This window comes from Saccharothrix xinjiangensis (genome assembly GCF_039527585.1).
In the GTDB taxonomy this organism is placed as follows: Bacteria; Actinomycetota; Actinomycetes; order Mycobacteriales; family Pseudonocardiaceae; genus Actinosynnema; species Actinosynnema xinjiangensis.
On sequence record NZ_BAAAKE010000032.1, the window covers coordinates 73,756 to 87,997 of the forward strand.

At 73.3% G+C, this 14,242-nt stretch carries 12 protein-coding genes and 1 pseudogene; 8 read left to right on the forward strand and 5 right to left on the reverse strand.

All coding sequences use genetic code 11. The annotated features are described in order from the left end of the window. The first annotated feature begins 26 nt into the window (after positions 1-26). Positions 27-1,868 (forward strand): RiPP maturation radical SAM C-methyltransferase, encoded by a 1,842-nt coding sequence (locus ABD223_RS38030; RefSeq protein WP_344042148.1) that lies wholly within the window; start codon positions 27-29, stop codon positions 1,866-1,868. Between the two features lie 5 nt (positions 1,869-1,873). Then, positions 1,874-2,497 carry a DUF5825 family protein gene (locus tag ABD223_RS38035; RefSeq protein ID WP_344042150.1) on the forward strand — a complete coding sequence of 208 codons (624 nt, stop codon included), beginning with the start codon at positions 1,874-1,876 and terminating at the stop codon, positions 2,495-2,497. A gap of 13 nt (positions 2,498-2,510) precedes the next feature. Here the strand turns inward: ABD223_RS38035 and ABD223_RS38040 are convergent, their stop codons facing one another. From ABD223_RS38040 to ABD223_RS38050, 3 genes are all read right to left on the reverse strand, one after another. After that, positions 2,511-3,731: an MFS transporter gene (locus ABD223_RS38040; protein WP_344042152.1), complete on the reverse strand. Its 1,221-nt coding sequence runs from the start codon at positions 3,729-3,731 to the stop codon at positions 2,511-2,513. Beyond that, on the reverse strand, positions 3,728-5,041 hold the full coding sequence (locus tag ABD223_RS38045; protein WP_344042154.1) for an aminotransferase family protein: 1,314 nt from the start codon (positions 5,039-5,041) through the stop codon (positions 3,728-3,730). The genes ABD223_RS38040 and ABD223_RS38045 overlap by 4 nt, the downstream gene beginning before the upstream one ends. Before the next feature lie 326 nt (positions 5,042-5,367). Next, positions 5,368-5,637 (reverse strand): helix-turn-helix domain-containing protein, encoded by a 270-nt coding sequence (locus ABD223_RS38050; protein WP_344042156.1) that lies wholly within the window; start codon positions 5,635-5,637, stop codon positions 5,368-5,370. An 87-nt stretch (positions 5,638-5,724) separates the two neighbouring features. On the opposite strand from ABD223_RS38050, the gene map reads away from it, so the two are divergent. Then, entirely contained in the window at positions 5,725-6,516 is a 792-nt protein-coding gene (gene map, locus ABD223_RS38055; RefSeq protein WP_344042158.1) for a type I methionyl aminopeptidase, read from the forward strand. Positions 6,517-6,780: 264 nt separating this feature from the next. Next, positions 6,781-7,230 (forward strand): group III truncated hemoglobin, encoded by a 450-nt coding sequence (locus tag ABD223_RS38060; RefSeq protein WP_344042160.1) that lies wholly within the window; start codon positions 6,781-6,783, stop codon positions 7,228-7,230. Here the strand turns inward: ABD223_RS38060 and ABD223_RS43765 are convergent. Beyond that, positions 7,224-7,333 (reverse strand): annotated as a pseudogene (locus ABD223_RS43765) (Glu/Leu/Phe/Val dehydrogenase dimerization domain-containing protein); the annotation flags it as partial. The gene ABD223_RS38060 and the pseudogene ABD223_RS43765 sit on opposite strands and share 7 nt — an antisense overlap. Before the next feature lie 483 nt (positions 7,334-7,816). Between ABD223_RS43765 and ABD223_RS38065 the strand changes: the two are divergent. The 3 genes from ABD223_RS38065 (at position 7,817) to katG (ending at position 11,729) form a co-directional block, all read left to right on the forward strand. Then, positions 7,817-8,869 carry a cytochrome P450 gene (locus ABD223_RS38065; RefSeq protein ID WP_344042162.1) on the forward strand — a complete coding sequence of 351 codons (1,053 nt, stop codon included), beginning with the start codon at positions 7,817-7,819 and terminating at the stop codon, positions 8,867-8,869. A gap of 133 nt (positions 8,870-9,002) precedes the next feature. Then, entirely contained in the window at positions 9,003-9,452 is a 450-nt protein-coding gene (locus tag ABD223_RS38070; RefSeq protein ID WP_344042164.1) for a Fur family transcriptional regulator, read from the forward strand. Next, positions 9,453-11,729: a catalase/peroxidase HPI gene (katG, locus tag ABD223_RS38075; RefSeq protein WP_344042166.1), complete on the forward strand. Its 2,277-nt coding sequence runs from the start codon at positions 9,453-9,455 to the stop codon at positions 11,727-11,729. A gap of 170 nt (positions 11,730-11,899) precedes the next feature. On the opposite strand, the gene ABD223_RS38080 is transcribed toward katG, so the two are convergent. Then, complete coding sequence (locus tag ABD223_RS38080; RefSeq protein WP_344042168.1) at positions 11,900-13,222, reverse strand: FAD-dependent oxidoreductase; 1,323 nt, start codon at positions 13,220-13,222, stop codon at positions 11,900-11,902. Positions 13,223-13,322: 100 nt separating this feature from the next. Here ABD223_RS38080 and ABD223_RS38085 point away from each other — a divergent pair, with 100 nt between their 5' ends. After that, positions 13,323-14,156 (forward strand): helix-turn-helix domain-containing GNAT family N-acetyltransferase, encoded by an 834-nt coding sequence (locus tag ABD223_RS38085; protein WP_344042170.1) that lies wholly within the window; start codon positions 13,323-13,325, stop codon positions 14,154-14,156. The last annotated feature ends 86 nt before the right edge of the window (positions 14,157-14,242 follow it).

The following is a 14,242-nucleotide window of genomic DNA, read 5'->3' on the forward strand; positions in this document are numbered from 1 at the left end:
CAGCCCAACGCTTCCCAGGAGGAGCCGTGCCCAGGTCGACGTGCCTCGCCGCCATGCCGTGGCAGGCCATCGAGTCACCGTCGTTGCCGTTGGGCCTGCTGCGGGCGTGCTGCGCGGCCGAGGGCCTGCCCGTGCCGCGCGCCTACCACGGCGGCCTGCGGCTGACCGAGTTCCTGATGGCCGCCACCGACGGCGGGCTCGGCGCCGCCGACTACACCGACGTCGCCGAGAACGGGCTGTTCCACGGCCTCGGCGACTGGGTGTTCACCGGTGTGCTGCACGACGACCCGGACTTCGGGGTCACCGCGCTGGACGACTACCTCGCCAAGCACGCGGTCGACGTCGAGCGGGCGCGGCGGATGCGGCCCTACGCGGCGGAGTTCATCGAGCTGGCCGTGGCCGAGATCCTCGACGGAGCGCCCGACACGGTCGGCTTCAGCACCACGTTCATGCAGAACGTGCCGAGCCTCGCGGCGGCCCGGCGGATCAAGCAGCTCGCGCCCGAGGTCGCGATCGTCTTCGGCGGCGGCAACTGCGACGGCGACATGGGCACCGCGCTGCACCGCAACTACCGGTTCGTGGACTACGTGGTGCGCGGCGAGGGCGAGGCCGCGTTCCCCGCGCTGCTGCGCGCGCTGGAGGGCGAGGCGTCGTTCGCCGACGTGCCCGGCCTGTGCTGGTGGGACGGCGACACCCAGCGCGTCAACGACACCCAGCGCCACCCCGTGCCGCCCGGCCGGATCCCGGTGCCGGACTTCGACGACTGGTTCGCCCACCTCGACGCCTCGCCCGTGCGCAGCCACGTCGAACCCAAGCTGGTCGTGGAGACCGCGCGCGGCTGCTGGTGGGGCGAGGCGCACCACTGCACGTTCTGCGGGCTCAACGGGACGCTCATGGAGTTCCGGTCCAAGTCGCCGGACCGGGTGCTCGACGAGCTGGCCCACCTGGTCTCCCGGCACCAGGTGCTCGACGTGATCACCGTGGACAACATCATCGACAACAACTACTTCCGCACCGTGCTGCCCAGGATCGCCGAGCTGGGCTGGGACCTGCGGGTGCACTACGAGCTGAAGTCCAACCTGAAGCCCGCCGAGATCGAGGTCCTGCGCCGCGCGGGCGTCGCGCACGTCCAGCCCGGTATCGAGTCCCTGGTCAGCCCGGTGCTGAAGATGATGGACAAGGGCGTGTCCGGGCTGCGGAACGTCCGCACGCTGCGCGACTGCGAGTCCAACGGGCTGACCGTGTCGTGGAACTGGCTGTACGGGTTCCCGGGCGAGACCGCGGCCGAGTACGCCGACGTGGTGCGCCAGCTGCCCGCGCTGTGCCACCTGCAACCGCCGTCGGCCGCGGGCCGGATCCTGCTGGAGCGGTTCAGCCCTTATTACGACAACCCCGCGCTCGGCTTCCCGGAGCGCAGCAGCGCGGACCTGTACTCGCACGTGTACCGGCTCCCCGAGGCGGAGAAGGCCGACCTGGTGTACCTGTTCGACACCCCGGACCGGGGGCTGTCCGAGGCGGAGGCGGCGGAGCTGGTCGCGCTCGTCCACGCCTGGCACGACCTCTACTCGGACAGCTACCTGCAACGGCTCGACGAGGACGGGGCGATCGTGCTCCAGGACCGCCGGGTCGGGTGGCCGCGCGAGGACGTCGTGATCGAGGACCCGGACCTCGTGGCCGCCTACCGGGAGCTGGAGCAGGGCCGGACGTTCGCGGCGCTGGTGCGGCGGCTCGGCGACGCGGGCAGGCGCCCGGACCCGGACGCCCTGGAGGAGTGGCTGGACGCGTTGCACCGCCGGGGGCTGCTGTTCGCGGAAGCGGGCGGCTACCTCGCGCTGGCGACCACCGCCGTGCCGGTGAAGGTGGGGTGACGGGCATGACGCGCACGACGACGGGCGCCGGCCTGGTGACGAGGGAGCCGCGCGAGCAGGGCACCGGGCGGACGCTGGTCCTGCCGGACTGGACCGCCGCCGCACCGGCCGAGGTCGCCGCGGCGGGCTACGGGCGGGTGCTGGTCGAGGAGCCCGTGCCGGCCGGCGCGGACCTCGACGACGACCTGCGGGTGCTGCGGTTCCTGCGCGAGTGCACCAGCCACGCGCTGCGCCTGGACTGGGTGCTCGGCGGGCGGCCGCTGGTCGGGCGGCGCGACCTCCACCACCTCGTCCCGCCGGCGCGGGGTGTCGGCGACGCGGCCGAGTGCGCGGCGGCGTGGCGCGCGGCCTACCGGTACGGCGCCTACTACTACCGAGTCGGCCCCGGTTTCGTGACGGTGAAGGACGTCCGCCCCGACGGCGAGGCCGCCCACCTGACCATCGACGGCGAGAGCGCGGACCACTTCCGCGCCCTCGCCGAGGCCACGTCACCGTCCGAGCTGGACGAGGCCACCACCGGGGCCCTCGCCGACGCGGTGGAGTTCGGCCTGGCCCTGCGCGGCGAGGAGACCGTGCTGGTGCTGCCGTTCCGGATGCGCCACTGGCCCGTGCCCTACGTCGCGGCGTAGCGGGACGAGCCCCTCACCGGACCGGGTCCGGCGCCGGTTCGGTGCGCCAGCCCGGCAGCCAGAACGGGGTCAGGCTGAGCACGCCCACCACCAGGCCGACCCCGATCGCGCCCGGCGCGCCGAGGGGACCGGCCAGGACCGCGCCGAGGACCGCGCCCACCGGCGCGCCGAACATGGGGCCCAGCAGCACGGTGCTGAACACGCGGCCCTGGAGCACGTCCGGGGTCCGCTCCTGCCGCAGGGTCGCCACGCTCACCCGGAACACCGAGATCGAGAGGCCGAACAGGAACTCGTAGACGGCCAGCATCACCAGGGGCGGGAGCAGCGACGCGGACAGGATGAGGCCGAACGAGGCGACCGCGATCGTGTCGGACAGGGTGGCGGCCCTGGTCAGCCCGAGCCGCCGGACCACGCGGGGCGCGAGCGCGCTGCCGGCGAGCAGGCCGACGTTGCCGACCATGGCCGCGACGCCGAGGCCGAGGGGCGTGAGTCCCAGGTCCTGGTAGGCGTACGGGAAGTACAGGCTGCCGATCAGGCCGCCGCTGACGTTGAACACCGTGGTGCCCACCAGGATCCGCCGCAGCAGGGGGTCCGCGAGCACCGCCTGGACGCCCTGCCACGCGGCGCGGCGCGGCCGGTCCGAGGCCTCGCGGTCCGGCGCGGGGTCGCGCAGGCGCACCAGCAGCAGCGCGGCGAGCAGCTGGCTCACGCCGTCGACCAGCAACGCGAAACCGGCGCCGATCCAGCCGATCACGACGCCGCCCGCGCCGGGGCCCACCATGGTGCCCAGCGAGCGGCCGAACGCCAGGCCGGCGTTGGCGGACAGCAGCTGCTGCCCGCCGACCAGCGCCGGCACCAGGGCCTGCGCGGCGACCTGGACGACGGTCGAGGTCACCCCCACGCCGACGGCCACCGCGAACAACCAGCCGGTCGTGAGCAGGCCGCCGGCCGTCAGCGCCGGCACCGCGAGCACCACCAGACCGCCCGCCACCAGGCCCCACACCGCCGCGCGGGCGCGGTCGGCGCGGTCGACCCACACCCCGACCGGCAGGCTCACCAACGCCTGCGAGGCCAGCGAGGTCGCGTAGAGCAGGGCGACCGTCGACGCCGAGGCGTCCAGCAGGGTCAGCGCGACCAGCGGCAGGGCGAACTCCGTGACACTGGCGCCGAACGACGTGACCCCGTTGGCCACCACCAGGTTCCGGACGGCGCCGAGGCGCCCGCCAAGGCTCAAGCCGGCTTCCCCGGCCGGAAGTCGCGCAGCGCCTTGCCCAGCAGCGCGACCAGGTCCGCGCAGTCGGCCGGGTCGATGACCAGCGTCGGCATGAGCGGCAGCACCCCCACGGAGAAGCTCGTCAGCAGGCCGCCGTCCCGGCACGCGAGCCGCAGCCGGTTGGTGTCGGTCAGCGACCACGGCGTGCCGTCCCGGTACGCCAGCTCGATGCCGATCATCATGCCCTCGCCGCCGACCGCGCGCACCGCCGGGATGTCGGAGAGCCCTTCCCGCAGGGCGTTCCGCAGGAACGCGGCCCGCTCGCGCACGTCCTCGAAGAACCCGGGCGCGGTGATCACGTCCAGCACCGCGGCGCCCGCGGCCATGCCGATCGGGTGGCCGTCGGTGGTGGAGCCGTTGAGGAAGCCCACGCGGTGCTCGGAGCCGGCGAGCGCGTCGTAGATCGGGCGGGACACGGCGAGCGCGGCCAGCGGGAAGTAGCCGGCGCTCAACCCCTTGCCCAGCACCACCATGTCCGGCACGGACCCCAGGCGTTCGCTGACGGTCATGGAACCCGCCCGGCCCGCGCCGGTGGTGATCTCGTCGGCGATCACGTGGACGCCGCGGGCCCGGCACCCCGCGAGCAGCGCGTCGAGGTAGCGGTGCGGCACCGGCTGGACGAACGTGCCGAGCACCGGCTCCACCATGACGGCGGTGACCCGCTCCGCGCCGATCTGGTCGACCAGGTCGAGCACCGGGCGCGCGGGGTCGTCGCCGCCGTCGGTGAAGTCCGGGGTGGGCGCGGTGCGGACGAACGGGTCGAGCGGCGCGGAGAACCGGTGGAACACCTCCTCGCCGGTGAGCGCGGTGGCCAGCGGGCCGGTGCCGTGGTAGCTGCCCTTCACGGTGACGACGTGGGTGCGCTCGGGTTCACCGGTCATCCGCCGGTGGAACCGCGACAGCATGGCGGCGGCCTCGGTCATCTGGCTGCCGGTGTTGCCGAACCTGATGTGGTCCAGCGGGCCGGGCAGCGCGGCGGCGAGCCGTGCCGCGTACTCCACCGCGATCCGCGTCGGGTGCTCGTAGCGCATCACCGTGCCGGAGGGGAGCACGTCGAGCTGCGCGCGCATGGCGGCCTTCACCGGCTCGCAGGAGTAGCCGAGGGTGACGTTCCACATGGAGGAGCGGGCGTCCAGGTACTCGCGGCCCGCCGCGTCGCGCACCCTGCTGCCGGCGCCGCCGACCAGGAACATGTCCGGGTCGGAGGTGCGGAAGAAGTCCTCCATCGGCGCGTTGCCGTGCCAGAGGTGGTAGCTGTCCGAGTCGAACATGGGGCCCCCGGCAGGAGTTCCGACGCGCGCTGATCGACCGGTGCGGCGCACCCGTCCCCTTTTCCCGGTGGATCGGGGGTGGAATCGGTAAAAGGTGGGAAAACGCCGGACCCGCCGATCTGATCGGGTCAGGACGTTAGGTGCGTGGCGCGGGCGGCATCAACCGCCCTCAGGGCGGTCCACTCATTCGGCCCAGCGGCGGTGTGCCGGGACGGTTCGGCATCTCGCACCGCCGTGCCCTCACCCGGTGGACGGTGACGCCGGGAGCGGTTGGGCGAGCGCCGCACGGCGGCACCGGGGCCGGGCGCCGGTGCCGCCGGCGTCGCTCAGGAGGCGGCCTCCAGCGGCAGGTCGTTGCCGCGCCAGGTGGCCGCCAACTCCTGCACCGGCAGGCCGAGCGCCTCGCCGAGGCAGACGATCGTGCCGAAGCCGGGTGACGGCAGCCGGCCGGTCTCGATCTTGCGCAGGGTTTCCGGCGAGATGCCGGCCGCGTGCGCGACTTCCACCAGGTCGCGTCCCGCTCGCGCGCGGCGCAGCAGGGCGCCGAGGCGCCTGCCGGCTTCGACCTGCTCCGGGGTGAGCGGTTGGCGGACCATGACCCCAGGATAGGGTTGGTATTACTATACCGGCAAGTGCTAGGGTCTCGGTATAACTATACCGACATCCCGTGACGCGAGGTATTCGTGATCGAGTTGAAGACGCCTGCGGAGATCGAGCGCATGCACGTGGCCGGGCGTTTCGTCGCCGAGGCGCTCTCCGAGGTCGGCCGCCTCGCCGACGTGGGCGTCAACCTGCTTGACCTGGAGCACCACGTGCGCGGCATGATCGACCGGCGCGGGGCGGAGTCGTGCTACTGGGACTACGCGCCGTCCTTCGGGCGCGGCCCGTTCCGCAACGTCATCTGCCTGTCGGTCAACGACGCCGTCCTGCACGGCCTGCCCCACGACTACGTGCTGCGCGACGGGGACGTGCTCAGCGCGGACCTGGCGGTCGGCATCGACGGCTGGGTGGCCGACTCGGCGCGCACGATCGTCGTCGGCGCCCCGGCCGAGGAGGACCTGCGGATCATCCGCGCCACCGAGGAGGCCTTGGAGGCGGCGATCCGGGTGGCGCGTCCGGGCAACCGCCTGGGCGACATCTCGGCGGCGATCTGGGCGGTGGCCCGCGACCACGGCTACCCGGTCAACACCGAGTTCGGCGGCCACGGCATCGGCCGCACCATGCACGAGGACCTGCACGTCTCCAACAAGGGGCGGGCGGGTCGCGGCCTGGTGCTGCGGCCGGGGCTGACCCTCGCGCTCGAACCCTGGTTCACCCGCACGACCGACCGGATCGTCTACGACGACGACGGCTGGACCATCCGGTCGGCCGACGGCTCGCGCACGGCCCACTCCGAGCACACGATCGCCATCACCGACGACGAACCCCTGGTGCTCACCCGGCGTGACGCGGAGGAGCCCGCGGCGAAGGGCTGATCCCGCGCCGGCCGGCCCACCCCGCCGGGTCCGGGCTGGGCGGCTCCACCGCGTCCCCGCACGGCCGCCGCGCGAGGAAACCCGTTCGCGGCAGGAGTCCTTCGCCCCGGTCGGCACGCCTCCTCGAACGGGTACCCGGAGCACCCCTTGTTATGGTCGGGCCGTGCACCTCAACCGGTCGACCGGGCCGACCGGGCCCGCGCTGCTCGGCCTGACCCGGTTCGTCCCGGTCGGCACACCCGCGCCCGCCGTCGTGGCGCCCTCGTGACCGACTGCCACGACCTGCGCGACCGGCGGGACGCGCTGGCCCTGGTGACCGAGTTCTACCGGCGCGCCTTCGACGACGACCTGCTCGGGCCGGTCTTCCGCGACGCGGCCCACCTGGACCTCGCCGCGCACCTGCCCGTGATGGCCGACTTCTGGGACACGGTGCTGTTCCGCGCCGGCTCCTACCGGGGCAACCTGCTGCGCGTGCACGTGGCCCTGGACGAACGCGCGCCCCTGGCGGCCGCGCACTTCTCGCGGTGGCTGGCGCTGTGGGACGCCACCGTCGACGACCTGTTCGCGGGGGAGAAGGCGGACCTGGCCAAGTCCCAGGCCGAGCGGATCGGCCGGTCGGTGACGCGCCGCCTGCGGGGCGAGGACGCCAGCGAGCTCGTCGCCATCCGCCGGCGGGACGAGGTCGAGGGGGAGTGTCGAGGGGGAGTGAGGTAGCCGATCTCCCGGCCGTCGCCCCCGGTGTCCCCGGCGGGCACGTCGGTGTACTCCCCGATGGCCGGTACAGCTCGGTCATGAACGCCTGGCAGAAGCGCATGACGGCCGGTCGCGGCGACAGTGGAGCGCGAACCGCGCGCCGGCCAGGGGCGTCACCCGGGCGGGTGTTCGAACGGTCTCACCCGGCGCCAGTCGATCACCGCCGAGGAGCGCCGTGGACCTGCCGCCCGTCGGGCCGCGCGGTTCCCGTAGCCGGGTTGGTCCGGCCGGCTGGTGGAGGCGCTGCTGGGCGCCGGTGTGCCGGACGTCCTGCTGGTCCTGGTCGTCGAACGTCATCACCGGGGGTGACCGACCGTCACTCCTTCGGGTGTTCTCCTATAGGTGCTGGTCAGAGCCGTTATAGGCTTGGTTCGGCCTGTTCCGGGCACGGGGCACGGGGAGGAACCACATGAAGCGCTTGCTGAGGCCGTTGATGCGCCGCCTGGGGGCGGAGCGAGGGGTGCGCCGCCTGGCGTGGGCGCCGATGGGCTACACCTACTACTGACGGATGTCGTTCGGCCCGATCCGCCGCCTGAGCTGGCGGGGGGTGCGAAAGCTGCACCGGCGGTGCGTGCGGAAGCCGGTCTTCCGCACGCTCGCCGGCAGCGTGGTGGTCTGCGACCCCGAGTTGGCCAGGCGGGTCCTGGTCGACGCCGACGGGCACCTGGACCACGTGCCCGCCTTCTGGCGTCCGGGCGGCGCCCCGCTGCCACCGCCCGCGTGCGCCGCGCTCAACCGGTGGGTGCACGCCCGCCTGGCCGCCGAGGACCCCGACGCCGCGGCGGAGGTCGCCGTCGAAGCGGTGGCGGCGTCACGGGGCGACCTGCACCGCGCCTGCCTGCACGCGGTGACCGCGGCGAACCGCCGGCCCCTGGGGCTCGACCGGGACGACGACCTGGGCAGGACGGTCACCCGGTTCCTGGACGACGTGTTCCACGGCATGATGACCGGCTCCCACCGCCACCCCGACAAGGCCACCTTCCTGGAACTCGCCGGGCGCGCCGGCGAGGCCTTGGCGCGCGGCGCGGCCCCCGGCTTCCCGGACGTGGCCCCCGAGGTCCGGGGCGAGGTGTACCTGCGCGCGGTGACCGCGTTCGTCGGCGCGTCCGCGGCGGCGCTCACCTGGTCGATCTGCGTGCGGCAGTCGACCGACCTCGTCGACGCCCGGCGGCCGGCGGACCCCGTCGACGGCGCCCCGCCCGAGCACGTGGCGCTGGAAACGCTCCGGCTGTGGCCGCCCGCCTGGCAGCACCGCAGGTCCGTGCTGCGGGACCACCGCGTCGGGCCGCTCAAGGCGTTGCGGGGCGATGAGGTCGTCGTCCCCGTGCACGCGATGCAGCGGCACCCCCGCTACTGGCCGGACGCGCACGTGTTCGACCCGGGGCGGTGGTCGCGGTCGCCGGGCAGGCCCGACGCGTTCATGCCGTTCGCGGTCGGGCCGGGCGCGTGCGTCGGTGCGGGCTTCGAGGTCCGTTGGCTGGGCGCGGTCGCGAAGCACCTGGCCGCCCGCCCGCCGCTCGCCCTGGCGCGGCGGAGCGCCGAGCCCTGCGTCACCGCGATCTTCTCCGCGCCCGAGCACGTGATCGGCGAGGGTGACTGAAACCCGTCGGATCAAGATTCATCGGACGTGTTAGTTGATGCAGCGTAATCGTTTGACTGCGCTGGGTGTCCGAAGTGGTGGTGTGACGAAAGTAATTTGGATCTGATCCAGACAAGACCTTTAAGGTCGGGGTGTGACAACCGACTTCGAGGCGCAGTTGCGGTCGGTCTCGTTGCGCGTGACCCGCCCCCGGTTGGCGGTGCTCGCGGCGCTGCGCGACCACCCGCACGTCGACACCGAAACGGTGATCTCGTTGGTGCGGACCGACCACCCGAAGGTCTCCCACCAGGCGGTTTACGACGTCCTGCGGGTGCTGACCGACACCGGTCTGGTGCGGCGCATCCAGCCCGCCGGGGCGACCGCCCGCTACGAGTCCCGGGTGGGGGACAACCACCACCACGTCGTCTGCCGCTCCTGCGGCGCCATCGAGGACGTCGACTGCGCCGTCGGTCACAGCCCTTGCCTCACCGCCTCGGACGACCGCGGTTACGCGGTCGACGAGGCGGAGGTCGTCTTGTGGGGCACCTGCCCCGACTGCTCGACCGAGCACACCGCCAACGATTCATCCCCCGGAAGGAAGTAGATGAGCGACCCCAGGCCAACGCCCACCTCCAGCGCTCAGGGCGTGGACCAGAAGGCCGCGGCCGGCTGCCCAGTCGCGCACGACTCCGTGACCGCGCACGGCAGCGAGAGCGAGAACCCGGCGATCGACTCGCCGACCCCGAAGACGGGCGGCCGCCCGCGCACGAACCGCGACTGGTGGCCCAACCAGCTCGACCTGACGGTGCTGCACGCCCACTCGTCGAAGAGCAACCCGCTGGGGGTGGACTTCAGCTACGCCGAGGAGTTCGCCAAGCTCGACGTCGAGGCCCTCAAGCGCGACATCACCGAGGTGCTGACCACCTCGCAGGACTGGTGGCCCGCCGACTTCGGCCACTACGGCGGCCTCATGATCCGCATGAGCTGGCACGCCGCGGGCACCTACCGCACGCACGACGGTCGCGGCGGCGCCGGTGACGGCGGTCAGCGCTTCGCGCCGCTCAACAGCTGGCCCGACAACGCCAACCTCGACAAGGCGCGTCGACTCCTGTGGCCGGTCAAGCAGAAGTACGGCCGGCAGATCTCCTGGGCCGACCTGCTCGTGCTCGCGGGCAACGTCGCCCTGGAGTCCATGGGCTTCAAGACGTTCGGCTTCGGCTTCGGCCGCGAGGACGTCTGGGAGCCCGAGGAGATCTTCTGGGGCCCGGAGGACGCCTGGCTGGGCGACGAGCGCTACGTCAGCGAGAGCGAGATGGCGCCGGAGGTCGGCGCGACCGAGATGGGCCTCATCTACGTCAACCCCGAGGGCCCGCGCGGCAACGCGGACCCGCTGGCGGCGGCCCACTTCATCCGGGAGACCTTCGGCCGGATGGCGATGAACGACGAGGAGACCGTCGCCCTCATCGCCGGCGGCCACACCTTCGGCAAGACCCACGGCGCGAGCGCCGCCGACGGCCACGTCGGCCCGGAGCCGGAGGCCGCCCCGCTGGAGGCGCAGGGCCTCGGCTGGCTGAGCACCCACGGCAGCGGCAAGGGCGCGGACACGATCACCAGCGGTCTCGAGGTGACGTGGACCGACGTGCCGACGCAGTGGAGCAACCGGTTCTTCGAGATCCTCTTCGGCTACGAGTGGGAGCTCACCACGAGCCCCGGCGGCGCCAAGCAGTGGGTCGCCAAGGACGCCGAGGAGATCATCCCGGACGCCCACGACCCGGCGAAGAAGCACAAGCCGACGATGCTCACGACCGACCTGTCGCTGCGCGTCGACCCGGCGTACGAGAAGATCTCCCGCCGCTTCCTGGAGAACCCGGACCAGTTCGCGCTGGCGTTCGCCAAGGCCTGGTACAAGCTGCTGCACCGCGACATGGGCCCGGTCAGCCGCTTCCTGGGGCCGTGGGTGCCCGAGGTCCAGCTGTGGCAGGACCCGGTGCCGGCCGTCGACCACGAGCTCGTGGGCGACACCGACATCGCCGCCCTCAAGGCGAAGGTCCTCGACTCCGGCCTCACCACCGCCCAGCTGATCACCACCGCCTGGGCCTCGGCCGCGACCTTCCGGTCCACCGACAAGCGGGGCGGCGCCAACGGCGCCCGGATCCGCCTGGAGCCGCAGCGCGGCTGGGAGGTCAACCAGCCGGAGCAGCTCGCGAAGGTCCTGGAGGTCCTCGAAGGCGTCCAGCGCGAGTTCAACGAGGCGGGCGGCGCGAAGATCTCGCTCGCCGACCTGATCGTGCTGGCCGGCTCGGCCGCCGTCGAGAAGGCGGCGCGCGACGCCGGCTTCGAGGTCACCGTGCCGTTCCACCCGGGCCGCACCGACGCCACGCAGGAGCAGACCGACGTCGAGTCGTTCACCTTCCTGGAGCCGCGCGCCGACGGTTTCCGCAACTACGTGCGCGCCGGTGAGAAGCTCCAGCCGGAGGTGCTGCTCGTCGACCGCGCCTACATGCTCAACCTGACGGCGCCGGAGATGACCGTCCTCGTCGGTGGTCTGCGCGCGCTGGGCGCCAACCACGGCGACACCCGGCACGGTGTCCTCACCAGCCGTCCTGGTGCGCTCACCAACGACTTCTTCGCCAACCTGCTGTCGCCGGGGACCCGGTGGACGGCGTCGGAGTCCGAGGAGGGCGTGTACGAGATCCGCGACCTGGCCACCGACGAGGTGAAGTGGACCGCCACGGCGGTGGACCTCATCTTCGGGTCCAACTCGCAGTTGCGGGCCCTGGCGGAGGTCTACGCCAGCCAGGACGCCGGTGAGAAGTTCGTGGCGGACTTCGTCTCGGCCTGGACCAAGGTCATGGAGCTCGACCGGTTCGACCTGGTCTGATCCTGTTCGGCTCGACGGGCCCGACCGGGGTGACCGGTCGGGCCCGTCTTGTGCGGAGGGTCGTGCCGCCGGCGGTTGACGCCGACGCGGGGGCGACCCCTCGGCGTGGTCGCCATGACTGCGAAAGCCGGTGGGGCGGACTCGCGCAGCGCCCCCGGGGTCGCCGCGGCTCAGCGGGCCGGCGGCGTGGACAGCGTCAGCACCTCGACCGCGGCCGGGGCGCAGCAGCCACCGCCTTGGCCCTCGGCGGGCGCGTCGAACACCCCCGAACCGCCGCACACCCCGGTCTCCGGCAGCACCAGCTCCACCTTCGCCGCGCTCTCGTGGTCCCCGGCGATCTCGGCCACGACGCTGCGCACCTGCTCGTACCCGGTCAACGCCAGGAACGTGGGCGCGCGGCCGTAGCTCTTCATCCCGACCAGGTAGACCCCGGGCTCGGGGTGGCGCAGTTCGTTCGCGCCGTGCGGGTGGACGCTGCCGCAGGAGTGCGCGTTCGGGTCGATCAGCGGCGCCAGCCGGACCGGGGCCTGGAGCACCGGGTCCAGCTCCAGGCGGACCTCCGACAGCCACGAGTGGTCGGGGCGGAACCCGGTCAGCGCCACGACCTCGTCCACCGGGGCCAGGCGGTGGCCGTCCTGCGACACCAGCACCACCTGCTCGCCGTCGCGTTCCACGGCCGCGGTGCGGAAACCGGTGACCACCTCGACGTGCCCGGCCCGTGCCGCCGCCTCGGCCTTGAGCCCGAGCGCCCCGCGTGCCGGGAGCTCGTCGGCCTCCCCGCCGCCGAACGCGTTGCCCACCTGCCCGCGGCGCAGCAGCCAGGTGACGTGCGTGCCGGGATGCCGCTCGGCCAGCTCCGCCAACGCCACCAGCGCGGTCAACGCCGAGTGCCCGCTGCCCGCCACCGCGACCCGCCTGCCCGCGTACCGCTCGGCCTCCGCGGCCAGGTCGGGCACCAGGTAGGCGATCCGGTCGGCCGCCGCGCGCTCGCCGACGGCGGGCAGCCCGTCACCGCCCAGGGGGTTGGGCGCGGTCCACGTGCCGGAGGCGTCGACCACCGCGCGGGCGGTGATGCGCTCCTCGCCGTCGGCGGTCACGACGTGCACGGTCAGCGGCTCGCGGTCCCGACCGGCGTCCACCACCCGGTCCCGACCCCGCCGGGCCACACCCACCACCCGCGCGCCGAACCGCACGTGCCCGCCCAACGCCCCGGCCAGCGGCACCAGGTACTCCGACGCCCACTCCGCCCCGGTGGGGTAGTGCCCCGCCTCGGGCGCGGCCCACCCCCGAGGCTCCAGCAGCCGCCGCGCGGCCGGGTCGACCAGCTCCGACCACGGCGAGAACAGCCGCACGTGGCGCCACTGCGCCACGGCCGCACCGGCTTGCGCCCCGGCCTCCAGCACCACCGGTCGGAGACCGCGCTCCACCAGGTGCGCCGCCGCTGCCAACCCGGCCGGGCCGGCACCCACCACAACCACCGGGAGCTCGCTCACGAGCCGCCCCTTTCATCGGTAAACGTCGATTGAATGAGCGGAAATCTATCGAACGAAGCCGATGGATGCAACCATCGGCTTTCATCGATAGACTGAGTTCATGACGACGACCCCGCCGCAGGTCGGCCTCGCGACGGAGGACGCCACCACCTACGCCGAGTGGTTCGCCTGCCTCGCCGACCCGACCAGGGTCCGCCTGCTGCACGCCGTGGCCACGCACCCCGGCGAGATCACCGTGGGCGCCTTGACCGAAGCCCTCGGCACCAGCCAGTCCACCTGCTCCCACCACCTGCGCAAGCTCGCCGACGTCGGCTTCGTCCGGCTGCGCAAGCAGGGCACCACCACCCTGGTCTCGGTCAACCCGGCCTGCTGCACCGGCCTGCCCCACGCCGCCGACGCCGTCATGGGCACCGTCGTCACCCGCCCGTGCTGCCCCACCGACCTGCCCGACGACGTCACCGTCCGCGCCATGACCGACGACGACTGGGCCGACGTGCGGCGGATCCACGGCGAGGGCATCGCCACCGGCAACGCCACCTTCGAGACCGAGACCCCCGGCCGCCGCACCCTGGAGGCCAAGTGGCTGCCGGAGCACCGCTGGGTCGCCGAGGTCGACGGCCGGGTCGCCGGCTGGGCCGCCGCGACGCCGGTCTCGACGCGCGAGTGCTACGCGGGCGTCGCCGAGACCTCGGTCTACGTCGGGGAGGGCTTCCGCGGTCGGGGCGTGGGCAAGTCGTTGCTGCACAAGCAGGTCACCGCCGCCGACGCGGCCGGGCTCTGGACGCTCCAGACGGGGATCTTCCCGGAGAACCGGGCCAGCATCGCCCTGCACCACTCCGCCGGCTTCCGCACCGTCGGCGTCCGCGAGCGCATCGCCCAACACCACGGGACCTGGCGCGACACCGTCATGCTCGAACGCCGTGCGCGGACATGACCCGACCGCGCGTGACGAGTCCACGGGCAGGATCGCCCGACGAACCCGGGTAGTTCCATCGCACATCTTCACTTTCCACCCCGTGC